Source organism: Ruminococcus sp. RTP21204st1_B2_RTP21204_210225, assembly GCF_040914135.1.
Lineage (GTDB): Bacteria > Bacillota > Clostridia > Oscillospirales > Ruminococcaceae > Hominimerdicola > Hominimerdicola aceti.
Map to the genome: position 1 here is coordinate 30138 of NZ_JBCPGA010000006.1, position 24454 is coordinate 54591.

18 protein-coding genes and 2 tRNA genes are annotated in these 24454 nt (G+C 43.7%); 5 read left to right on the forward strand and 15 right to left on the reverse strand.

What is annotated here, in order from left to right; translation table 11 throughout:
- Positions 1-21 precede the first annotated feature (21 nt).
- From AB5123_RS03775 to htpG, 8 genes are all read right to left on the reverse strand, one after another.
- Complete coding sequence (locus tag AB5123_RS03775) at positions 22-1647, reverse strand: von Willebrand factor type A domain-containing protein (protein ID WP_368364537.1); 1626 nt, start codon at positions 1645-1647, stop codon at positions 22-24.
- A 51-nt stretch (positions 1648-1698) separates the two neighbouring features.
- Entirely contained in the window at positions 1699-2502 is an 804-nt protein-coding gene (locus AB5123_RS03780) for a hypothetical protein (protein ID WP_117891209.1), read from the reverse strand.
- Entirely contained in the window at positions 2495-3055 is a 561-nt protein-coding gene (locus tag AB5123_RS03785; RefSeq protein ID WP_256321776.1) for an RNA polymerase sigma factor, read from the reverse strand. Before AB5123_RS03785 ends, AB5123_RS03780 begins: the two co-directional genes overlap by 8 nt.
- A gap of 220 nt (positions 3056-3275) precedes the next feature.
- Entirely contained in the window at positions 3276-4910 is a 1635-nt protein-coding gene (gene ptsP, locus AB5123_RS03790; protein ID WP_117857546.1) for a phosphoenolpyruvate--protein phosphotransferase, read from the reverse strand.
- A gap of 134 nt (positions 4911-5044) precedes the next feature.
- Positions 5045-5302, reverse strand: coding sequence for an HPr family phosphocarrier protein (locus AB5123_RS03795; protein WP_022286557.1), 258 nt, complete (start codon positions 5300-5302; stop codon positions 5045-5047).
- 19 nt (positions 5303-5321) lie between these two features.
- Positions 5322-7475, reverse strand: coding sequence for a PTS transporter subunit IIABC (locus AB5123_RS03800; protein ID WP_288162780.1), 2154 nt, complete (start codon positions 7473-7475; stop codon positions 5322-5324).
- A gap of 107 nt (positions 7476-7582) precedes the next feature.
- Positions 7583-8419, reverse strand: a complete 837-nt coding sequence (locus tag AB5123_RS03805) for a PRD domain-containing protein (RefSeq protein WP_038670605.1) — start codon at positions 8417-8419, stop codon at positions 7583-7585.
- A gap of 334 nt (positions 8420-8753) precedes the next feature.
- Positions 8754-10643 carry a molecular chaperone HtpG gene (htpG, locus tag AB5123_RS03810; RefSeq protein WP_278945819.1) on the reverse strand — a complete coding sequence of 630 codons (1890 nt, stop codon included), beginning with the start codon at positions 10641-10643 and terminating at the stop codon, positions 8754-8756.
- Between the two features lie 248 nt (positions 10644-10891).
- Here htpG and AB5123_RS03815 point away from each other — a divergent pair, with 248 nt between their 5' ends.
- The gene (locus AB5123_RS03815; RefSeq protein ID WP_278945818.1) at positions 10892-11917 is read left to right on the forward strand and encodes a CPBP family intramembrane glutamic endopeptidase; all 1026 of its coding nucleotides are present in this window, start codon (positions 10892-10894) and stop codon (positions 11915-11917) included.
- Positions 11918-11990: 73 nt separating this feature from the next.
- Here AB5123_RS03815 and proS read toward each other — a convergent pair whose 3' ends face one another.
- The 4 genes from proS to ppk1 form a co-directional block, all read right to left on the reverse strand.
- The gene (proS, locus tag AB5123_RS03820; protein ID WP_038670602.1) at positions 11991-13433 is read right to left on the reverse strand and encodes a proline--tRNA ligase; all 1443 of its coding nucleotides are present in this window, start codon (positions 13431-13433) and stop codon (positions 11991-11993) included.
- Between the two features lie 25 nt (positions 13434-13458).
- The gene (locus AB5123_RS03825; RefSeq protein ID WP_242843658.1) at positions 13459-13797 is read right to left on the reverse strand and encodes a hypothetical protein; all 339 of its coding nucleotides are present in this window, start codon (positions 13795-13797) and stop codon (positions 13459-13461) included.
- Positions 13798-13946: 149 nt separating this feature from the next.
- On the reverse strand, positions 13947-14861 hold the full coding sequence (locus AB5123_RS03830; RefSeq protein WP_347503561.1) for a CorA family divalent cation transporter: 915 nt from the start codon (positions 14859-14861) through the stop codon (positions 13947-13949).
- Positions 14858-16918, reverse strand: coding sequence for a polyphosphate kinase 1 (gene ppk1, locus AB5123_RS03835; RefSeq protein WP_347503560.1), 2061 nt, complete (start codon positions 16916-16918; stop codon positions 14858-14860). Before ppk1 ends, AB5123_RS03830 begins: the two co-directional genes overlap by 4 nt.
- Before the next feature lie 301 nt (positions 16919-17219).
- On the opposite strand from ppk1, the gene AB5123_RS03840 reads away from it, so the two are divergent.
- Together AB5123_RS03840 and AB5123_RS03845 are read left to right on the forward strand one after the other, a co-directional pair.
- Positions 17220-17296, forward strand: a tRNA-Met gene (locus AB5123_RS03840).
- Positions 17297-17317: 21 nt separating this feature from the next.
- Positions 17318-17392 (forward strand) — tRNA-Glu (locus AB5123_RS03845).
- Positions 17393-17556: 164 nt separating this feature from the next.
- Here the strand turns inward: AB5123_RS03845 and xerC are convergent.
- From xerC to AB5123_RS03860, 3 genes are all read right to left on the reverse strand, one after another.
- Entirely contained in the window at positions 17557-18831 is a 1275-nt protein-coding gene (gene xerC / locus AB5123_RS03850; protein WP_368364538.1) for a tyrosine recombinase XerC, read from the reverse strand.
- Positions 18832-18956: 125 nt separating this feature from the next.
- A complete protein-coding gene (locus AB5123_RS03855) occupies positions 18957-19142 on the reverse strand; it encodes a helix-turn-helix domain-containing protein (protein ID WP_337811978.1) in 186 nt (61 codons plus the stop codon).
- A gap of 476 nt (positions 19143-19618) precedes the next feature.
- Positions 19619-21436 (reverse strand): DUF927 domain-containing protein, encoded by a 1818-nt coding sequence (locus AB5123_RS03860; protein ID WP_337811977.1) that lies wholly within the window; start codon positions 21434-21436, stop codon positions 19619-19621.
- 551 nt (positions 21437-21987) lie between these two features.
- Between AB5123_RS03860 and AB5123_RS03865 the strand changes: the two genes are divergently transcribed.
- Both AB5123_RS03865 and AB5123_RS03870 read left to right on the forward strand, forming a co-directional pair.
- The gene (locus tag AB5123_RS03865; RefSeq protein WP_337811976.1) at positions 21988-23139 is read left to right on the forward strand and encodes a DUF6076 domain-containing protein; all 1152 of its coding nucleotides are present in this window, start codon (positions 21988-21990) and stop codon (positions 23137-23139) included.
- On the forward strand, positions 23136-23873 hold the full coding sequence (locus tag AB5123_RS03870; RefSeq protein ID WP_022286572.1) for a sigma-70 family RNA polymerase sigma factor: 738 nt from the start codon (positions 23136-23138) through the stop codon (positions 23871-23873). The genes AB5123_RS03865 and AB5123_RS03870 overlap by 4 nt, the downstream gene beginning before the upstream one ends.
- Positions 23874-24454: the final 581 nt, after the last annotated feature.

Sequence of the window (24454 nt, forward strand, 5' to 3'; positions counted from 1 at the left end):
AACACCCCTCAATTTAGTTTTTTACCAGTAGCTTGCCTCGCTGCCTGTGCCGTTCTGCATATATTTGTATATAAGCTCGAAAAGCTCGCTGTTGTCAACTCTGTTTTGCTCCATATAATCCACAACGCCCTGAGCGGTAAGACCGCTTGCATAGTCGCTGTTTCTAAGCACCATTGCAAACTCTGCCGCAGAGCAAGCCTTAGCAAAATTCTGTGACACAGCCTCTGTATAGTCAGAACACATAACAGACTTGTCTATAAGCTTGCTTTCGCTCGCCTCCGGGTCTTTATATCTCACTGAAACTGTGAGCATTTCGCCGCTGAGTTCGCTAGTTTCAGCCACCTTGCTCTCGTTATCCTGATATTTCAGAGACTTTTCATTGCCGTTATTTGGCACTATCTCATACAAAACCGTGACCTGCTGCCCCGAGCCGATATCGCCTGCGTCCTTTGTATCGTCCTCAAAGTCCTCGTCATTAAGAAGCCTGTTTTCATAACCCACCAGCCTGTATGCTGAAACATTTTCAGGATTGAACTCTATCTGCACCTTTGCGTCCTTTGCAACAGTGAAAAGCGTTCCGCTCATTTCTGTAACAAGCACCCTTTCTGCTTCGTCAACGCTGTCGATATAAGCATAGTTTCCGTTGCCGTTATCAGCAAGGGCTTCAAGCCTGTTGTCCTTATAGTTTCCTGAGCCAAAGCCAAGCACTGAGAGATAGACCCCTGAGTCACGCTTTTGTGATATAAGGTCAGTAAGCTCTTCTTCACTTGACAGACCAACGTTCAGATCGCCGTCAGTTGCAAGGATAACTCTGTTGTTGCCGCCCTCTATGAAATACTCCTCTGCAAGCTTGTAAGCTGTGGTAATTCCTGCCGCACCTGCTGTCGAGCCGCCTGCTGACAGGCTGTTAAGTGCTGAAACTATCTCGTCGCTGTTGTCACCGCTTTCGCCCTCAAGAACAACGCTGTCGCTGCCTGCATAAGTGACGATAGAAACTCTGTCATCAGCCCCGAGGTTTTCAGCAAGCATTGAGAAAGCCTGCTGAACAAGAGGAAGCTTATCCTCGTCCTCCATTGAGCCGCTCACGTCTATGAGGAAAACAAGGTTTGTAGGCACGTCCTTGACCTTTGCTTCTCTTGCCTGAAGCCCCACCAGCATAAGCTTTGACTCACTGTTCCAAGGGCAATCTGAAAGCTCTGTATTTATGGACACTGCACCCTCTGTCGGCTTTTCATAGTCATACTTGAAATAGTTTATGAACTCCTCTGTTCTCACAGCGTCAGGGTCGACCTCCCAGCCGTCGTTTATCATTCTTCTCACGTTTGTGTAGGAAGCCGTGTCAACGTCTGTGGAAAAGGTGGAAAGCGGTTCGTCTGAAACAAGCTTATAGCCGTTTTCGGTCAGATGGTTATATTCCTCGGTATTGTAACCCCCTCCTGTATTCGCCGTGCCGTCAGTATCTCCGGCTGTAACATTGCTGTATCTGTAGTTTTCCGCAGTTGTTCTTTCATTGTTATAGCTGCCGCTCTTTCTGCTCTCCGAGCCGTCATAACCGCTTCCGCATGAAGCAAGCATTGTCGCCGTCATCATAAGCGACAGAGTCATGGTCAAGTTTCTTTTTATGCTGTTTGAAGTTGTCTTTTTCATAGCTGTCATCTCCCGTAAAATAGCGTGGGCGATATGCCCTTGCGTTGTTAGCTACATAGTCCTCCACTTAGCAAGCAGGTCTTGCAGATCGTTTTTCGAGGAATATCTCATTCGGTCATAGAAATAATCGTTCTTGCTTTTCTGCGAGTCTTTAAGAATACCCGAGTCATCGTCAAGACTTTTCCAGCCGTTTTGAAAAACGATATCCCCGTCAAGAGAAATTTCTATCTGAGGTGCATTTTCAAAGGCCATAGAATAAGTGCCGTTTTCTTTCCTCAGTGGTATGAAATATTCTCTGTTTTCCTGCATGATATAAGGGGTAGAGCTTTCAATGGTGATATTTGTTTTGCTTTCTTCTCCTGTTTTTGATACAAGGCTGTTTATTCTCAGGGTGTAATGTGCGCTGTCGCTGTCGAGCCTTGCTGAAAGCACTGTCACATCTGCAAAGAAGTCTGTATCTTCCAGAACGCTGTCCTCTGTGAAATAATCATCGCCCTTTGGAATGTAGCTGTCCTCATAAGCCTTTGTGTCTGTGTGGCTGAAACTGAGCTGTTCGTATGTCTTTTCTTCTCTGTTTTCAAGCCTAGCCTTGTCAACCGTTTCTATGCTATGCTTTGAAACACTGTCCGACTCTGAGCGGATATCGGCGTAAAGGCTTACGCCGCCGATAATAAGCACGAGCGAGGCTGCTGCCGCTGCAAATTTTCTGTAATTTCTACGGCTTACTTTTATCTGTGTCTGATCTTTGTCCGTTTTGTTTTCAAGCTGTCCCTCTATCCTGTCCCAGAGCTTTTCCATGTCAGGGGCAGTATCAGAAATATGCTTTTTGTAAAGAAATTTTATGTTCTTAGCCATAGATACTGTCCTCCTTTATGGTCTTTTTTAGTTTGAAAACAGCCTGACGGTATTTCCATGTGACAGTACCCAGCGGCTTTCCCACTGCCCGACTTATCTCACGAAATGTCATATCCATTCCAAGCCTCATGTTCAGGATATCCCTTTCGCCCTCTGAAAGCAGCTTCAAAGCCTCCTCGAAGGTGAGCTTTCCAATCACATCGTCGTCTACCCGCATACTGTCCTGCTGTTCTTTGTGCCCTGCTTCTTCATCATCAAGGCTCGGCGTTTCGTGCCGCCTTTTTTTGATAAAGTCAAGAGCGAGATTTTTCGCCATTACAGTCAGATATCGCTTATGCCCCGTTCCCTTTCGGTACTGACCTGCGGTGTCCCATAGCTTTAGGAAAAAATCTGATGTGAGGTCCTCAGCGTCCTGAGGACTTTTCACAATGTCAAGCATGATGTTATATATCACCTTGCCGTAGCATTGATAGATCTCCCTAAGCCCGTTTTTGTCATTTTTCAGGATCAGCTCCACCCTGAAATCGAACTCAGTGTCGGTCAAGTCTTTCACACCCCTCGATAACTTATATACGATTCTGCACGGGAGATTTTATGGCAAAATAGTATACAAATTTTACTTTTATTTTTTGTGCATTGATAACAAACTTATGTGCAAACACGATTGTGCCGATAAGATATTTTAGCACATTAAAGCATATCTGTCAAATAAAAGAACACACCCCCGTCCATATGAACGAGGGTGTGTCCTTTGCGTGAAGATCTATGAGAAATCATTTGGAGAGGTCAATATTTCTTACAGCGTCCCTTACCTTAAGAACAAAGGTCGGAGAAACTGAAAGCTCGTCAATGCCCATTCTCAGGAAGGTTTCTGTGAGAGTAGTGTCAGCCGCAAGCTCACCGCATATACCTATCCATGCGCCGTTCTTGTGGGCATTCTCTGCAGACATTTCAATAAGTCTAAGTATAGCCTCATGGTGAGTGTCGCAGAACTGCTCTATATCAGGGTTCTGTCTGTCGCAAGCAAGGGTATACTGAGTAAGGTCATTAGTGCCAACGCTGAAAAAGTCCACAAGCTTTGCAAGCTTATCGCTTATGATAGCCGCCGCAGGGGTCTCTATCATGATGCCAAGCTCAACACTGTCAGAAACTGTTATACCCTGTTCTTTAAGCTCAGCCTTGACTTCGCCACACATAGCAAGGGCTTTTTCTACCTCTGAAACGCTTGTTATCATAGGGAACATTATGCCCAGATTGCCGTATACGGAAGCTCTGAAAAGCGCTCTGAGCTGAGTTTTGAATATCTCAGGTCTTGTAAGACAAATTCTTATTGCTCTGTATCCCAAAGCTGGGTTTTCCTCTTTTTTCAGACCAAAATAATCCACCTGCTTGTCAGCACCGATATCGAGCGTTCTTATGATGACCTTTTTCCCTGCCATGCTCTCAAGAACACGCTTATAAGCATGAAACTGCTGTTCCTCCGTAGGGAAATCTGAATTTTCAAGATAGAGAAACTCGCTTCTGAAAAGACCTATTCCTCCTGCGTCATTGAGAAGTACAGCACCGATGTTGTCAACGCTTCCGATATTTGCATAAATGTTTATCTTTCTGCCGTCCTTTGTGACATTCTCCTTGCCTTTGAGGGTCTGCAAAAGACGCTTTTTCTCCTCGTCTGCTTTCTGCTTTGCGGTAAGCTCAGCGGTGGTCTTTTCATCAGGGTCAACGAATATCTCCCCTGTGAAACCGTCAACTATAGCAAAGTCGCCGTCCTTTATTTCTGACAGGAATTTGCTTCCTACGCCTATTACCGCAGGTATGTTCATATTTCTTGCAAGGATAGCTGTATGTGAATTTGATGAGCCATGTGCAGTAACGAAGGCAAGCACCTTGTCTTTATCAAGAGATATAGTTTCGCTTGGTGCAAGATCATCGGCACAAACTATCATCTTGTCGTCACCTGCTGAACCGTCGCTGACATTGCCCGTGAGGTTTGCGATGATCCTGTTGGAAATATCCTTTACATCTGCGGCTCTTGCCTGCATATAAGGATCGTCCATAGAAGCAAACATCTCCGCAAAGTTGTCTGCCGTCACTGCCACTGCATATTCTGCGTTGACCTTCTGGCTGTCGATGATATTCTCTATAGACTCGTTGTAATCATCATCTTCAAGCATCATCATGTGTATCTCAAAGATCTGAGCATTTGTTTCGCCCACCTCCCTGAGTGCCTTGTCATAAATGCTCTGGAGCTGTTCTGTGGCTGCCTGCTTAGCTTTGGCAACTCGCTTCTTTTCTCCCTCGCTGTCTTCTGTGTGAATACGTTTTATAGCGGTATCCTGCTTTTTGAATACTGAGATCTTACCCATTGCTACCGCACCGTAAACGCCTTTTCCTGTATACTTAGTCATAAATATCCGCCCCTTTTCTCATAGATCTTATTATTTTTCACGCTGTTTCCAGCCGATGGGACGCTCCTGCGAACACGCCGCAGAAACGTCCCGCCGGCTAAACGGCTTTGACCGCCCAGCTGACGAATGAAATCTTACAGAGTTTCCTCAAAAAATGCCTTGAGTGCTTCGGAAGCCTTGTCCTCGTCTGCACCCTCGCAGGTAACAGTAACAGTGTCGCCCTGCTTAACGCCAAGACCCATAAGAGCCATAAGCTTTGTGATGTTCACGCTCTTTCCGCCCTTTTCGATAGTGCAAACGCTCTCGAACTCCTTTGCTTTCTTTGCAAGAAGTCCAGCCGGTCTTGCGTGGATACCAACTTCGTCTGTGATAGTGTAGCTAAATGTTTTCATGATGAATACCTCCAAATAATTATTTTATCTTCAAAATTATATCTCCTGCCGAAACGCTGTTTTGTGCAACAGGTTCAACAGACGCATAATCGTCCGTGTTGCCTATTATCAAAGGCGTTGTCACCTTATAGCCTGCGGCTTTTATCTTATCCATATCAAAGCTTATGAGCAGGTCGCCTTTCTTGACCTCCTGACCGTCACTGACATGGGCTTCAAAATACTGTCCGCCAAGCTTTACAGTGTCGATACCGATATGGAGAAGTATCTCCACTCCATCGTCCGATACCATATTTACGGCATGCTTTGTGTCAAAAACGCTGTCTATTTTTCCGTCGCATGGAGCGTAAAGCTTGCCCTCTGACGGCTCAACGGCTGCGCCCTCGCCTAGTATCTTTTGTGAGAACACCTCGTCCTCAACGTCCTCAAGCTTAACGGCAGTGCCGTTCATGTGGGAGTAAAGCGTTATTGTCTTGCCGTTAGTTTCTGTGTTTTCTGCGCCCTCGGTCTGCGGTTTTTCTTCTATTTTATCAGAAGCTTTCTCAGTGCCGATAATGCTGTCAGGGTCATCGCTGTATGGCGAGTCGATAAAGTCCTCAAGATCTGATTTTATAACTGAGACCTTCGGTCCGTAAATGACCTGAACGCCGTTGCCCTTGTGGATAACGCCTGAAGCACCGCTGGCCTTGAGCATATCGTCCATGACCTTTGAGGCGTCATTTACTGTAACTCTAAGTCTTGTTGCACAGCAGTCAACATCTGAAAGGTTATCTTTACCCCCAAGACCTTTGAGTATCATTGCGCTTACAACGTCTGAAGCTCTCTTGTCTGTGCTCTTTACCTTCGCCGCCTTAGCCTCGTTCACGTCGCTTCTGCGATAAAGCTTAGGTTCAACGTCATCAGGCTCTCTGCCAGGTGTTTTAAGATTCATCTTTGTTATCATAAAGTAGAACACAAAGTAGTAAACAACTGCATAGATAAGCCCCACAACAACTATCCATATCCAGTGGGTCTTTGCGTTGCCCTGCAAAATTCCGAAAAGGGTCATGTCTATAAGTCCACCTGAGAACGTCATTCCAACGCCAACGTTAAGAATGTGCATAAGCATATAGGAAAGTCCTGCCAATACACAATGAACAGCGTACATAAGAGGTGCAACGAACAGGAATGTGAACTCCAAAGGCTCTGTTATACCTGTAATCATTGAAGTAAGAGCCGCTGACAGAAGCAAGCTTCCTACTACCTTTTTCTTTTCAGGACGAGCAGTTTTGTACATTGCAAATGCTGCAGCAGGAAGACCAAATATCATGAACGGGAATTTTCCTGCCATAAATCTTGTTGCCGATACTGAGAAAACTTCTGTTGACTTTGAAGCAAGCTCTGCAAAGAATATGTTCTGTGCGCCTGCTACCATGTTGCCGTCTATCATCATCGAGCCGCCAAGCTCTGTCTGCCAGAAAGGCATATAGAAAACGTGATGAAGTCCGAACGGGATAAGAGCACGTTCAAGTATTCCATATATCCAAGTGCCTGCATAGCCTGAGTTGAGTACAAGCACGCCAAGCTTTGAGATACCAAGCTGTACTATAGGCCACAGATAGAACATTATGATACCAACGATAAGGTATGTGACAGTTGAAACGATAGGAACAAATCTTGTTCCGCCGAAGAATGAGAGCACCTGCGGAAGTTCTGTTTTATAGAACTTGTTGTGCAGTGCCGCAACGCCAAGTCCTACAAGGATACCGCCGAAAACGCCCATTTGCAGCGTGGTGATACCAAGCACTGACGTTGTGGAGTTTTCTGCCATTGCCTCAACGCCGCCCTTTGCGGTGATAAGTGCGCTGATAGTGGTGTTCATTACGATATAGGCGATAGCACCCGAAAGAGCAGCGACTTCTTTTTCCTTCTTTGCCATTCCGATAGCAACGCCCATTGCAAACAGAAGCGCAAGGTTATCGAAAACGGCGCTTCCCGTTTTGCTCATTATGTCGAGTATAGTGTAAAGCACACCGCCCTCATAGATGAATTTGCCAAGATGATAGGTTTCGATAGTTGTGGCGTTGGTGAAAGAGCTGCCTATTCCAAGAAGCAGACCCGCCACCGGCAGCAGTGCGATAGGGAGCATGAAAGAGCGTCCCACACGCTGCAATACGCCGAAAATTTTATCCTTCATAATAATAATATCCTCCAAAAAATTATATCTCAGTCGAATTATCATTATGGTACCGTTAATGATAATACCGCAGCGAATACATTATATATAAGCTGTGGCAATAATGCCTATACGCTTATTTTTTTCAGATGAATAGTAAGAGTTATCATTTCATCTTCCGATATAGTTTTAGCATAATTCTTCAAAATATGATCCTGCATATGCTTTGCGCATTTATACTGCTTTTTGAATTTCTTTTTTATGATATCAGCGAACTCCTCGTCCCTGCTGAGAACATTAGGAAGCTCCTGAGATTTGAAGAGTCTTTTCGCAAGATATTTTAAATGCACAAGAAATCTTTCATATGCAACAGAGTTCTTGTTTATCTTCCCTGCCAGGCAAGCGTCTGCTATCTCAGCACAGCTGTTCACCATTTTAGTGATATCCTGTATCTGTTCCATTTTTGTGCCGAGCCTTGCGTTTATGATGTGCATTGCGATAAAGCCCGCTTCATCACCCCTCAGCTCAACGCCCAAACGCTGATATATCTCCGCCACGCAATATCTTCCAAGAGCAAGCTCCTTCGGGAAACAGTCGCTTATGGCGTCCATGAGAGGATTATCAAATTCAAGTCCCTGCTTTTTTCTTTCAATGGCAAATGAGATGTGGTCTGAAAGTGTTATTATGAGCGACTCGTTTAGCCGTCCGTCGATATGTGAAGAAATATAGTCCACAAGATCTGCCGTAAGCTTTATATGCTCATATGGTATCTCGGTCAGGCACTCGATAAGCCTTTTTCTAAGCTCTGAGTCTGTGACAAGATACATTTTCTGAATCTTATCCTTATCAGGCTCGTCGCCGTATTTTTTCCCAAAGCCTATCCCCTTGCCTGAGATTATCTGCTCTTTTCCTTTATCGTCTATAACGCTTACGGTGTTATTATTTATCACCTTGATTATTTTCATTAAAAATCCCCCTATAAAATAAAAAAAGCCAACCTTAATACGAACCCACACAATATGTCCGTACAAAGTTGGTCATGCCCAGTCTATAAATGAAAGGTAACACTCCAATAAAAGATGTTATGTATCAATTTCACTATAATTATATTAACACACCTACATTTATTTGTCAACAGCATACATAAAATTTGTTTTCTGAATCTGTTTTTTTAACAAATAAACTTATTTTGTTTTGTATAAAACCTACAATTATCAGCCTGAAAAGCACAAAAAAGCCGTGGAAACACTGCTGTTCCCACGGCTTTCGGTATGTTAAGAGAGTATCTGTATAGCTTTATTACTTTGTCATAAGCTCGCAAACAAGGTTTGCAAACTCAACAGGGTTGTCGATAGACATACCCTCGATAAGCAAAGCCTGATCGTAAAGAAGCTTTGCATAGTCTTTCAGCTTGTCCTTATCGTTAGCATAGAGGTCTTTCAGCTTCTCAAAGATAGGGTGATTTGGATTTATCTCCAGTGCCTTTTCAGCCTTTACCTTATTGCCGTCATTCTGAGGCATAGCGTTGAGTACCTTCTCCATTTCGATAGTTATGCTGCCGTCTGATGAAAGACAAACAGGGTGAGTTTTAAGCTTCTTTGAAAGACGGACAGTCTTTACCTTGTCAGCGATAGCTTCCTGCATGAAAGCGAACATATCCTTGTTCTCTTCGTCAAGCTTTTTAGCCTCTTCCTTTTCTTCCTCTGTGTCAAGGTCGAGATCAGCGTCGCTTATGGACTTGAAAGGCTTGCCGTCATAGTTTATCATCACCTTGATAGCGAACTCGTCAACGTCCTGTGTAAAGTAAAGAACTTCATAGCCCTTATCCTTGATCTTTTCAAGCTGAGGGAGCATTTCGATCCTTTCCTTTGTTTCGCCGCAAGCATAGTAGATCTCTTTCTGATCTTCTTTCATTCTTGAAACATACTCTTTGAGTGTAACGTTCTTGCCGTCAAATGAGGACGGGAACATAAGGAGATCTTTCAGAGTTTCGTTTGCAGCGCCGTATGACTGATAAATGCCAAACTTAAACTGAAGCCCGAATACGCTGTAGAACTTCTCATACTTCTCACGGTCGTTTTTCAGAAGCTTTGCAAGCTCGTTCTTTATGGACTTTTCAAGGTTCTTTGCGATTATCTTGAGCTGTCTGTCCTGCTGTAAAAGCTCACGGGAGATGTTCAGTGAGAGATCCTCAGAGTCAACAACGCCCTTTACAAAGCTGAACCAGTCAGGAAGCAGGTCTGCACACTTTTCCATTATCATTACACCGCTTGAATAAAGCTGGAGTCCCTTTTCATAGTCCTTTGAGTAATAGTCAAAAGGCGCACGGGCAGGGATATAAAGCAGTGCATCATATGTTGCAACGCCCTCGTTCTTTGAATGGATATGTGCAACAGGTGGCTCATAGTCGCCGAACTTCTCCATATAGAAGTTGTTGTAATCCTCGTCCTTTAGCTCGCTCTTGTTCTTCTTCCAGATAGGGGTCATGCTGTTAAGAGTTTCGATAGCCTTGTGTACCTCAGGCTCTTTGCCCTCCTCATTATAATGAGTATGCTCGACTTCCATTCTGATAGGGAATCTGATGTAGTCAGAATATTTCTTTACAAGTGACTGTATCTGATACTGATCAAGATATGTTGAATACTTCTCGTCATCAGTATCGTCCTTGAGTTTAAGTGTGATAGTTGTGCCGACGCCGTCAGGCTTGTCACACTCTTCTATTGTGTAGCCCTCAACACCGTCAGATGTCCACTTGTAAGCCTGATCGCTGCCAAAAGCCTTTGTTACAACGGTAACTTCCTTTGCTACCATAAAAGTAGAATAGAAGCCTACACCGAACTGACCGATGATATCAACATCGTCTCCAAGGTCATTGTCTTTCTTAAAAGCAAACGAGCCTGAGTTTGCGATAGTACCAAGGTTGTTTTCAAGATCCTCCTCGGTCATACCGATGCCGTTATCAGAAACTGTAAGCGTTCTGTTTTCCTTGTCGATAGCGATATTGATAGCGAAGTCGCTCTTTTTTATTCCCACAGAAGTGTCTGTCAGGGACTTGAAATACAGCTTATCAATAGCGTCGCTTGCATTTGAGATTATCTCTCTGAGAAAAATCTCCTTATGAGTGTAGATCGAATTGATCATCATATCAAGCAGTCTTTTGGATTCTGCCTTAAATTCTTTTGTCTGCATAAAACCTCGACCTTTCCTTATTTTTTTACTTTTCAGTATTGTTAGCAATATAATTAGCACTCTATCTATTTGAGTGCTAATTATATTATACAACAAGGTTGATAAAATGCAATAGTTATCACAAAATTTCTCTTATTTATTTACAAATCCATAACATTTCATCACATACCTGACAAAATACCATTTGCAAAAGCACCATGTTGTGTGTTATAATATATAGACAAGACCGAACAAGGGAGGAATAATATTTGACTACCAAAAAGTCTGTTTCTCTGCTGACCCCTGAAAAACAGCAGGAAAAGAAACTTCTTACTATAGATTGCGTGAAAATTTCACTTCTGCTCATTTTATACAACCTGCTAAACAGGATATTCGCAGTGTTATTCTTTTACGTTGCATACACTTACCACTCAGGAAAATTCACTCTTAGCTACTCGGCAGTTCTCAGCTATCTGAAAAAGCAGACCGCTTTTATAAGCTCAACTACTTTTTCCATGACGGCAAATTTGTTTATCACTCTTATGAGCGTGCTTGTTTTTGGGATAGTTTTTGCTATACTTTTCCGAAAACGAGAATCAAGCTTCATAAAGCCGAAAAAAGGCACGGCAGTAAAAGGGCTAAAATGGTTTTCAGCCTGCTTTGTGATAAACATTCTGCTGTCACAGCTCATATCTATCCTCACGGGTATACTTGGTCAAAACGGAGTGACAGTTCCCACAAGCGATTTTTCCATTCATCAGCCCTCTGCCCTTGCAGTAATAGTGCAGTTCTCATACGTTGTGATAATAGCCCCTATCGTGGAGGAATTTATCTACCGTGGAGCGATCCTCACGGCTCTAAGCCCATACGGAAGGGGTGCGGCGGTGCTTTTCTCGGCACTTGCATTCGGACTTATGCACGGAAATATCCCTCAGGCGGCTTCGGCATTCGGCACAGGACTTGTTTACGCTATTATCGCCGCAAAGTGCGGCTCGATACTGCCAACAGTTATAATACACTGTCTAAACAATCTGCTTGCAAACTTCTCGTCCATATCTGATGCAATAGGGCTTGAACACTATGAGACCTTCATGAGCGTTGCTGAGATAGTCATAGGTCTGGTGGGCTTTATGGTGCTTTTCACAAGCCTTAAAAAGCTTCTCATTGATGACAGCGAAAACGTGCTTACACCAAAAGAGTGCCGCAGATATGTTTTCACAAACCCTGCCACAATAGTCTATATGCTCTGCCTTATCATACCGATAGTAAAGAGCCTTGTCCAGGCAAACAGCTAAAAATCACAAACAAAAAACGGGTGACTGCCAATTATTTGACAGCCGCCCGATATTTTTATATCCAAAGAGCCTATTAATAAGCCTTGCCCCAAAGCACCATATGCTTTGCTGGCTTTCCACAGCATACGCAGGTATCTGCTATCTCCTCCTGCTCAAATGGGATACATCTTGAGCCTACTCCTGTGAGTTCCTTTACCTTATCCTCGCAAGCTTCATCGCCGCACCACATTGCCTTAACAAAGCCGTCGCCCTTTTCCTCAAGAGCCTTTGTTATCTCGTCAAGTGTCTTGCAAACATAGGTGCGTCTTTCTCTGTTTTCAAGTGCCTTTGCATAAAGACCATCATGAACAGCCTGAAGTCTTTCATTTACTGTTTCAACAAGCTCACCAAGCTTGCAGAATACCTTTTCTCTGTTGTGTCTTGTAACAAGCACACACTGATCGTTCTCAATATCCTTTGGACCAATTTCAAGTCTTACAGGAACGCCCTTCATCTCATACTGTGCAAACTTCCAGCCAGGTGACTGCTCTGAATCGTCGAGCTTAACTCTTATGCCTGCATTTTTAAGCGTGTTGTAAAGCTCGTTAGCCTTGTCAAGAACGCCCTCTTTGTGCTGTGCTATAGGTACGATAACTACCTGAACAGGTGCAACAGCAGGTGGCAGAACAAGTCCGTTATCGTCGCCGTGTGTCATTATAACTGCACCGATAAGCCTTGTCGTAACGCCCCATGATGTCTGGAATGGGTGTGCAAGCTTATTATCTCTTCCAGTATAAGTGATATCGAAAGCCTTTGCAAAGCCATCGCCAAAGTAATGCGAAGTGCCTGCCTGCAAAGCCTTGCCGTCGTGCATAAGAGCCTCGATAGCGTATGTTGCTTCTGCACCTGCGAACTTGTCGCTCTCTGTCTTTCTGCCCTTTACGACCGGCATAGCAAGCTGCTGCTCGCAGAAATCAGCGTATACGTTGAGCATTCTCTCTGTCTCCTCGATAGCCTCCTCAGGTGTCTCGTGGATAGTATGACCCTCCTGCCACAGGAACTCTCTTGAACGAAGAAATGGTCTTGTTGTTTTTTCCCAACGTACAACAGATACCCACTGATTATAAAGCTTAGGAAGATCTCTGTAGGAATGAACTATATTAGCATAATGCTCGCAGAAAAGCGTTTCAGACGTTGGTCTTACGCAAAGTCTGTCTTCAAGCTTTTCACTTCCGCCGTATGTTACCCAAGCTACCTCAGGAGCAAAGCCCTCAACGTGGTCTTTCTCCTTCTGAAGCAGGCTCTCAGGAATAAACATAGGCATACAAACATTTTCATGACCAAGCTCCTTGAACTTTGTGTCAAGTATATGTTGGATATTCTCCCATATTGCGTAGCCGTAAGGTCTTATTACCATACAGCCCTTTACGCTTGTGTATGAAACAAGCTCAGCCTTCATACATATATCAGTATACCACTTTGCGAAATCCTCATCCATGGAGGTTATCGCGTCAACCATTTTCTTATCCTTAGCCATTTATAAAACCTCTTTCTTATATCATTCAGGCATTGTCATTATTCTTGTTGCCGTCGTCTTTTTTAACAGCTTCACTGCTGACATTCTTCTTTTTCTTTTTAAAATTAAGAGCATAGATATCCTCGTTATATATCTTATAGTTAGGATCCCAGCCGTCAATGTGGGACTTATCAAATATGCCCTGTACCTTATAGTTCTCAGGATCATTCCCTGTATTCTCACCGTCCACCCTTTCGGGATCGTCCTTTTCGGCAAGCTCAGGGTGACGTTTTTCAATAAATCGTGCTATTTTTGGAGTGATAAGGCAGGCAATGACGATAAAGGTCATTATTACGACACAGCCTGCTGCCAGCTTCAACAGCAATAGCAGTAATTCTTTATTCAGACAAGTCACCTCTTTTCGCAAATATAAAGTTATTATAGCACAATTATTATCCAAATTCAAGAGGTGAAATATGAATTTACCGCCATTTCTGACCTTTAGCACGAAAAAAAGGCGGAACAAAGTCCGCCTTAAAGCATTTTCTTTCGTTTGAAAAAGATTATACACACTATCACTACTATTACACTAAGGGCTATAACACCCGGATACCCCTCTTTAAGTTCGGGCATATTCTGAAAGTTCATGCCATACCAGCCTGTGATAAGGGTCAGAGGGAAAAATATAGTGGATATGACCGTAAGAAACTCCATATTCTTGTTCTGCTGAGCATTGACATGGGACTGATAAGCGTCTCGCACCTGCGTTGCATATTCAAGAAGATGTACAGTCCTGCCCATGAGCCTGTCGGCACGGTCTGAGATAGTGCCAAAATATTTTTTCTGCTTTTTCTCAAAGAAGCCGTTCTCGTCCTCTTCAAGCTCTCTGCCCAGATCCATTATTTCATCATAGTAGCTTCTCAAAATAAGAAGCTCTTTTCTGATAGGCGTTATGGTTTCAAGAAAATCGTCCGTCTTGCCATCGTTTACGTTTTCCTCAAGCTCCATAAGCTTTTGCTCATGTTCCGCAAGAAGCTCGGTGTCACGGAGCATAAATTCGCTGAAAAAATTGTAGATAAAATGCTCCCTGCTCTCTCCCTGATTATGCCTGCTTCTCTGTATGCGTTGGACTAACCTGAGCGAGAACTCCTCATCGTCTATTATCACCATGTTTTTGTTGTCGATAAAAAACTGTATCCTGTGGCGGCTTCCCTTTATGTCAAGAAGCTTGGGGATAGAAAGCGTGCCTGCCAAACAGAAAGGCTGTGATTCTATCTTACAGAACACAACGTCACGCAGGGATATCACGCCCTCGTAGGTTATGTTCGCCGTTCTGAGGGTTTCCTCTGCGTGAGCAGAGTCGGTAATAAACACAGCTGAGCAAGTTTGTTCGCGTAGCTGTGTCGGTGTTATTTCTTCAAGTGAACCCTTCAGGGCAAATATTGTCATTTATCCTCGACCTCCGCCTTTGAAGCTCTTTCATAGGCAAGGTCATAGAAAAGTTCCTGAGAATTGAGCGGCTCTTTGCCGTCTGAAACAAGGGTATATTCCCCGTCAGAATCAAGCTCTCTTGCCTGACAATTATCTGCAAGCATTTTGTCGAACATCATGCTTATCTGAGCCTTGATATCCTCGTCAAGAATAGGTGTAGCGACCTCAACACGTCTGAGGGTATTTCTTGTCATAAAGTCTGCGGAAGCAATATATATCTTTCTTTCCTCGCCCTTGCCAAACATATAGATACGGGAATGTTCAAGAAAACGTCCTACAATGCTTATTATCCTGATGTTGTCGGTTTCGCCCTCAACGCCTGGGATAAGACAGCATATGCCTCTTACCACAAGGTCTATCTTAACGCCGGCTCTTGAAGCTTCGATAAATCTGTCGATTATCTTCTTATCAGTGAGAGAATTTATCTTCACGCCTATATAGCCCTCTCCTCCTGATTGTGCTATGGCTATCTGCTCGTCTATCATATCAAGCACCTTGTTTTGCAGACAATTCGGTGCAACAAGAAGCTTGTCAACGCTCTTTACAGTATCGTCAGAAGCAAGAGCATTGAACACGTCTATAGCGTCCTTTGCGATGTCCTTATCGCAGGTCATAACAGACAGGTCGGTATAAAGTCTTGAAGTTTTCTCGTTGTAGTTTCCGGTGCCTATCTGAGTATAATACTCGGTCTTTGTGCCTGAACGCTTTGTGATAAGGCAAAGCTTTGAATGTACCTTATAGCCCTCCAGACCATAGATAACAGTACAGCCAGCCTTTTCAAGTCGGCGTGACCACTCGATATTATTTTCCTCATCAAATCTCGCTTTAAGCTCCACCAACACAAGAACGTCCTTGCCGTTCTCTGCGGCTTCACAAAGGGCTTCGACCACCTCACTGTGCTTTGCCACACGATACAATGTCATTTTTATAGACACAACATTTTTATCGTCAGCCGCCTCACGGAGCATATTGATAAAAGGCTTTATGCTATCAAAAGGATAAGAAAGCAGTCTGTCTTTCTTTTTTATCTGCGGCAGGATCGGCTTGTTATCGTCAAAGGCAGTAAACCTCTGCGGAACTCTCTTTTTATAGAAAAGCTCGGTTTTCTGTCTGAGTATATCCTGTATCTGGAACAGGAATGACAGATCAAGAGGAGTGCTGTTTCTGAAAACAGATTTTTTATTCACTTCAAGCTGTTTGCAGAGCAGGTCAACGATATTGTTATCAAGCTGCCTTGAAAGCTCCAGTCTGACAGGTGCAAGACGTTTTCTTTTCTTTATAAGGTCAGCCATGAACTCACGGTAATCAAGATCTTCGTCGTAAAGTGCGTCAGCGTCGATATCAGCATTTCTTGTAACTCTTATAAGTGACTTTGACTTGACGGTGTAGCCCTTGAAAATTTTAGGTACATAGTGGAGGATAAGCTCTTCAGAAAGCATATACTTGCCTGTTGAACCGACCTTTATAAGGCGTGGGAAGACATCGCTTCCGCAGGAAATAACGCCCAGTTTCTCCTTGGAATTTTTGCTTTCAAGGACAACTGCGGCATAGATATCCTTATTTTTAAGGAAAGGGAAAGGCTGTCTTTTTCCCACCACCATAGGTGAAAGCAGCGGTGCTATCTGATTAATAAAATACTGTTCCAACTGAGAATTTTCCTCCGCTGTAAGCTTGGAAAAATCAACAAGAGCAACGCCCTGCTCAGCTATTTTCTCCATAAGGTCAGCATACACCTTATTTTTACGCTCGTTAAGCTCGCCCACTCTAGCAATAACGGCTTTGAGCTGTTCCTTAGCGGTCATATTTGTTTTATTTTCCCTGCTGTCTGGATCGACCTCCATCTGGTCAGTAAGCGAGCCTACACGAACCATAAAGAACTCGTCCAGATTGCTCTGATAGATAGAAGCAAAAGAAAGTCTTTCACAGAGTGGCACGCACTCACGCTCAGCCTCCTCAAGGACTCTTTCATTAAATTTCAGCCATGACAGCTCTCTATTCATAAACACATTTTTCATTGTGCCATACTCCTTTTATTATGATATCAAAACATCTATACTGATTCAATATATTATATCACAAAACGGCAAATTGTTAAAGAGTTTTAAGCAAAATTCATGTAAAATATTCTTATTTTACACTTCCTATATTGTAGCTGCGCACAAAAATTATGCAAAATGACGCATTTGCTTTTTTAGCAAAAGCATAATACTGTGCAAAAAGGCAAAAATCAAAAAAGTCCAAACTTTTTGCGCAAAAAAGGTTGACAACGGGGCATAAATAGTGTATAATAATCAAGTCGCTATGAGAAACGCATATGGCGGTATAGCTCAGTTGGCTAGAGCACTTGGTTCATACCCAGGGTGTCACCGGTTCAAATCCAGTTACCGCTACCACATTTCTCATAGCGAAAAATCGGCCCGTTGGTCAAGAGGTTAAGACGCCGCCCTTTCACGGCGGAATCATGGGTTCAATTCCCGTACGGGTCACCAGATCACTTCCCTGAAAATAACGCATTTGCGTTGTTTTCAGGGATTTATTTTTCCCTAAAATCTCCTCAACCACTTATCTGCCACTTATTTTGAAAATAACCGCTTTCGACTACCTCTTGGCTGTGTTCTATGTACCCCGCAAGGCTTGCGCCCTGCGGTTGTTTTTATGCCCCGAAAACTTGTCCGAACTGTTCTTCTTCCTGCTCGTCCTCATCTTCGTAGGTGCCCTCTGTGCTGTCCTCGGAGTGCTTTTCTTCTTTCACTTTAACCTCGTTTGTGAAGCTTAGAGCGTTGCTTATCGCATCGCAGTTGCGTGCTCTCGCCTCTTGGAACATATGGGAATATAAATTTAAGGTCGTTCCAACAACGCTATGTCCCATATCTGCGGACACCGCTACAACGTCCACACCCTCAAAAATCAGTAGCGAGGCATGGAGGTGACGTAGAGAGTGAATATTTCGAAACGGTATTCCGATGCGCTCGCAGTAGCCCTGAAGCCACTCAAAGGGAGTCTGCGGATTCATAGGTGCGCCGTTCCATTTGGTGAACAGCCTGTCGTGGTCCTCCCATTTTGTACCGAGCTGTTTCGCTTCCTTGTCCTGCTCTGTCTTGAACTGCTTTAGCAGATTCATTATAGACGGTGGAAACTTTGACACACGCTTGGACTTTCGCGTCTTGGTGGTGTCGGTGTATATGCCCTTTTCCTTTGTATACTGAGATGTTCTGCGGACATGGATCAGGCTGTTCTCAAAGTCGATATCTTTCCATTCCAATCCCAGCATTTCGCTGCGCCTGAAGCCGCTGTATATCGAAAGCAGAAGGTACACCTGGTATTTCATAGGCTCGTCCCTTAAATGTTCGTAGAGTGTTTTTACCTCGTCCAGCGTATATATCTGCTTTTCCTCTTGCTCGGATTTTGGAACAACCACCCGTCTGCAAGGGTTGTCAGTCAGCATTCCCATACGGATAGCGTAGCTGAACACATCGCTGATAAGGCTGAGATGATGCACCGCTGTTTTGCGTGACAGCGGCTTTCCGTTGTTCATGTTCTTGCCGTTGATAAGCAAGTCAGTCACAAATTTCTGAATATCTCGACTCGTTATTTTGTCAAGTCTTTTATGACCAAGTGCTGGGTATATGCGTTTGGTGAGTTGTTTCATTCTCGAATATGATGTGGAACGCAGATTGACCTTTGCATATTCTTCAAACCACTGTTCGGCAAATGTCTCAAACTTGACTGCCGCAGTTATCTGTCCTCGCTTGCAGTCCTCCTCGAAAAGTATTGCTTGACGCTGCACCTCCTTTTCGATCTGCCGAGGTGTCATACCAGGCTCAGGTTTGTAGCTCTTGTACTGGTTGCGCTGCTTACCGTCTACGCCGTAGCCGCATGATACCTTTATTTCGTAAGTCCCATTGGGACGCTTTCTAATAGTCGCCATATATATTAAAACCTCCGTTTCAAAACCATGGCGCATTTCTACCGACAACATTTTACCACATCTCGGTGGAAAAGTCCAGAGAAATGCGCCGCCGTATACTTGTATCTTTCCTATGAGCTAATTTCTTACGATGTTTTTCCACGGAGATAGTTCAGAAAAATATCTTTGTTAATGAGATACTTTCTGCCGGCCATTATGTGCGGAATTTGATCGTTGATGCACATCTGACGTACTCTGTACTCGGTCATGCCGTTTACAAGAGCAGCCGCCTCCTTGATCGTAAGCATGGTGATCTTTGTGTTGTTATCCATTCTGTTATCCCCCTCCTTGTTGTCTTTCCGATTGTTCTGCCTTTGATTTTTCTTCCGGTCATTTTAAACAGTCCTTTCCTGATATTCTCTTAGACGTCATCGACAACGCCTGTAATCACGCCGATTTTACGCACTTTTCAGCCCTTGCGACCCCTGAATCATTCAAAGCTCAAATTTATGACCCCATAAAAATTATGCACAATCAATTTGCTGAAACTGCGTATTTTCGGCACTTTTGCGGCGAGCTTTGCTCGTCCGCTGTGAGTGTTTCGGGGGCTGCGACCCCGAAACTTTAACTTGCAATCTTATTCCTCTACGTCATAACCGCTTGGAATTTACCCGGCCCGTGCAATATGCCGACAGCCGATTTTACTCCATTTTTCTCATCTTCCTTCTGCAAAAAATATCTTGCTGTACCTCGCTCACAAACGCCGACAAATCGCTCACAGCGGCGTTTTGTTGGCTCGTTGGTTAAACTATCCGACCTCGGCTGTGGGGCGGTACAAATCGCCCGATAGCCGTTCTTCCATCTTTAGCTTATTCAGCATCGCCACATTCACTACTGTGTTGGAGTTATCCCTGACCGAGACCGTGTTGCGGCTTGTCCTTGACAGCAGCAAGCCCTCTTTACGAAGCTGACGGAGTAGCTCATTTTTGCTAATAGAAAAATGCTCGCCCTGCTCGGCGCACAGCTTTCGCACCTCGGAGTGTGTTGTGTCTGCGAACAGGTAGTAGTGCTCATCGTCCTGCAAGCCGATGCAGTTTCTCTGACGGGGCGTGGAGTCAAGCCCTTTTGTTTCTACATAGCACCTGCCGCTGTCCAGCAGACTTTTCAGCTTCTCACAGAAGCGAGTGGTCGGATTTTCAAGCTCGATGATTTCTGCGTTTGCAGACACAGCTTTCAAAACGATCTCGTCGAACACCTTTTCAAATTTATCAAGCTCCGACTTGTTGATTTGATTTTTCGATTTAAGAAACACAAGCAGAAATGCAAACCCGATTTTCAAGTGTGCAAGCATGTCGGGTGTGCGGTTGTGAAACTTAATTCTGTTTGCACACAGCCTGTCCAGATAAAACTTGCGGTATTTCAAAAACACATCTTCGAGTGTTTTTACAAAAGCACTTTCATCATCAAGATACACATTTTTAATCCACTCAATGTAGCTTTGCATAATCCCACACAGCACTCCGTCATTTGCTAACTGCTGATATTCTGACAGGTCATCAAGCTGAACATCGTTTTCATTAAGTTCAATATTGAAGTATCTCGCCGAACCCGACACGGAAATTTCAGGAGTGTACTCCGCTGTGATAATTGCATTGCCTGTAGGCGGTTTTGAAGATTGTAACTCCGCTTTTGAATTTAGTCGCGCACGACCAATTCTATCACCGTAGTATCGCGAAATATTCTGCGCAATGCTTTTCATCTCCTGTTCGTGAAACATTCCGCTCGGATGAAAATCGTCAATGCAAGTCAACACGTCTTTTAAATAGTATATGTTGCTCAAAATGCTATTCGCTGTGTCGTGGAATGACATCGGTAGGTCGCTTGCTGAAAACTTTCCGAAGAACGAAAGAAACAGCGCTGCAAGTGTGGATTTACGACTACCCGTCTTGCCTATGAGTGCGGTCACGAATTTAGGCTCACAGCCTGCACTTTTCAGAAAGTGATTGAGCGGACACAGAAACGTTACCGCCAGCAGCGGTAGCATAACACACTGCGGTGCAAAACTGTTTTCAAGCATTGCAGACAAGTAAATCAAGTCCTCCTGCGAACCCTTTTCAGTGAAAGAATAGTTTTTCAGCTTGCCCTGCAGTTCAACGGTAAACGGACTGTTCTGCGTCGGCATCAGGAACACATACTCACCGTTTATCTTCTTCCAACCAGTTTGGAGATACATAGTTTCAAATTTCACCTCACCTTTCGTTAACATAATTGCGTGGCAGATTTTACTTAGCACGTTTTGCTTAGGCTGTGCAGCACCCAATGCGCCCCAGCGGTTTAAGAGCCATTTCATGTTTTGCATTTCGTCTGCGGAAACAATCTGCTCCGACAGTTTAATTCCCGATTTGTGAACCGCACCGACCTTGAACATTTTCTTTTGCTCTGTGCCGTCATCTCTGGTGATTTCCGAAATAAGTATGGGAACAAAGTCTGCAAGTTTCATTGGAACGACCTGATCTTTCACCTGAACCATTTCATAAAGGCAATTGCTTTTAACAACGTAGGGATCATTGTAGACTGTTTCATCAATCAGTTTTGCTTTTTTTCCTTCTGTCATGATTTCTGACATTGGCATCACTCCTTTTTTAATTTATGTAGTTGTTGTGGTGTGTCCTGCGCTTTCAAACAGTAGCCGAACGCCAGACAGCTTATCAGGCTCATAGAGCAGCGTTCCTATTGCTTGCGACGGTTGGTATCACGATTGAGAACGTGCAATGTCAGCAAGCTGAAACGTAAGTATCCGTTTCTGATTTTCATCGCCAACTGCAGTTGCTAGATGCAGGTTGAAGATTGTATTTGTCGCTCGTTTTGAAATACAAAAGTCATGGCGTACATCTTCAGCAGCTGGAACAGTTCATCACCCCTCCGTCAGAAATAACGTATTCGGTTACCGATTATTCAATTTTCAAGATTCCGTCAATCATTCGCTCTGTATATTAATTAGGCGAATTTTTTCTAATTTATCAAATCGCATTACAGGCAAAAAATCCATTCACTACATGGTTTCAAATGCTTATATCAATTGTACAATAAAAGTTACCACAAATCTGAAAAAGTGTGATATAATAAATATAGGTTTTTAGAGCTGACCTATAAATACACTTTTGAGGGGTACTTGACATGAACAATGCAATTTCAAACAATCCGAATTACGATATGCCCGACGACAGTTTTTTTAATTTCTATTTTCTGATTCACAAGAATAGAATTTTCACAACAAAAATAGCTTTGAAGGTTGGCGAAATCACAACGGCTCTGCTGAATATGAAAGCTGAGGACATGAAAAAGATTTATGACTTAACCGTCTCTTTTGCGCGGTTTGCAGATAATAATATGGCGATGAAAAACGAGCAGACTATGACGGAATTTGTTGACCGCATAATCGAAATCGAACAAATTGCGGTGACTTTACCACCGTACTGCTATGTGAATATTGACCTGGAAAAAGAAAAACAGCGTGCCGAAATAATGAAAAGCAAGGCTTTCTACGGCAGGCTGTATGATATGACGTCGGAGGAGTTTGCGGAGTATGAGAGGTACAAAAAGTTGTTTTCGGGGTACGGGATTGGGCTTTACATAATTGCCTGCTGTATAGCCGAAATGTCAGATGAATATTTTACACGGCTTAAGAAACGTGACGAAAGCAACTATGCGATTGCGTGGGGTGCGTTTAACGAATATTCCACTCTTTCGAGTGAGCTGATGGCGAGCGTGCCGTACTATGAAAAGGCAAGAGTTCGTGAAACCATGGACGTAAATATCGGCGTTTCGGGAATGATCGATCCCGATGATAAAGACAAGACATGGGTGGTTGATACCTGCGAATTTCATAATGCGCAAAGCGTTATTCAGTACGATTTTTTCAGAGGAATGCAGTATGGCAGAGCGCCTTTTCGCTGTCACCACTGCGGACGTTTTTTCCTTGCGACTGACAGCTACAAGACGTTTTACTGCAATGAAAAGTCTCCCGAAAATCCCAACAGAACCTGCCGTCAGATTGGCGCGAAAAACAAGCACAAGGAAAAGGCTGAGAACAATCCGATTATCCAGACCTACCACAAGGCGAGGAACAAATATTATCAGCAGAAATTCCGAGGAAGTATTTCGGATGCGGATTACGACAAAATTCTGCACTACCTTGAAACCATGCGTGACAAGGCAATTCGGGGCAAAAGTGACGAGAATGGAAATCTGATAACGTACAAAACGCTCGAAGAGCTTTTTGAAAAGCACACGCTTTACAAGACATTAAATATCGGGGAAGAACAATGACCAAGAACACAAATGAACAGCTGATTCAGGATAATTACCGCAACGTATACGCACTTGCACATTCTCTTGCAAAATCATACAATCTTGCATTTGAGGCTTTTGAGGACTTGCAGAAGGTCGGCTACATTTCACTGATTGAGCAGTCGAAGACCTTTGACGAGAACAGCGGTGTGCCTTTTTGGACATATGCCTGTAAGGGTGTTAAGTTGAAAATGCTCGAAGAACTCCGCTTTATTCTCGATACGGTGAGTATTTCGCCTTATTTGAACAAGCAGATAGGAAAGGTGAGGAAAATCGTTTCAGCCAATGCCGAAAGCAACACATCCGAACTTATTGAAATCGTAAGTCAAATACTCAAAATATCAGCGGACAAATCCGAGGAGTTGCTGATTTTAAGCACAAAAGAGAAAACAAGCATTGATGAGTACCAATCAATGCTTGAAAGTGGTGAGGGTATGCAGGATGACAAGCTTGAAGATAAGCTTAGGTCCGATTGTCTGAATCCCGAAGATCTAATGCTGGAGCAGGAAAATCAGGCTTTTGCCATGCTGTTGGCGGACAGTCTGGACGACATTCTAAGTCATCGGCAAGCGGAATATATCCGAATGTATTTTGGCATCGGGTGCGCTCCGCAGACCTTTGAACAAATTGGGGAGGAGTTCTGCGTTAACGCCGGCACGGTGGAAAAGGGCGTTAAGTCGGCTCTGAAAAAGTTGAAAGAGTATATTGACTGACCTATGTTCTATCGAGTTTCCAGAATGGGAATTCAGGTAGTATGCGTACTCCATTTTTGCTCCGTATTACCGCATTACAAAGAGCTATTTGCCCAGTATTCTCAGCGTTTTGCGAGGTTTCGGCTCGCATTACATTTGCATAACACAAAACAAACAAGCATATTACAACGGAGTGGCTGTAGTACGCTTGTACGCTATTGTATGCTTTTTTTGAGGCGTGGTATTACTCATAAAGTGCGGGTTTTACGGCACTTGCGAGAATGTAAGCTTTGTACGGCAGATTTTGACGGAGAGCTACACCTTACTCAGATTTTCATTCTTGCCGAGGAGCACGTCAATCATCAGCTTTTCGCCGTCACGGAATCCGGCTGAGTAGTTATCCACGGACATTACATCGTTAAGCTAAAACTGGGTGTCACATATCTTTTTGAGCAGTTCACCGTTTTCATCTCCGAGAATTTTGATTATCTGGTCATACAGATCAGCCTCGGTTTTCATCAGCTTGGCATACTGCGAATTGTCCCGAATTTTTGCGTCGAAAAGCCTAAATTGCCGTAGTAAAGGTCTTTTATATAGTTCAT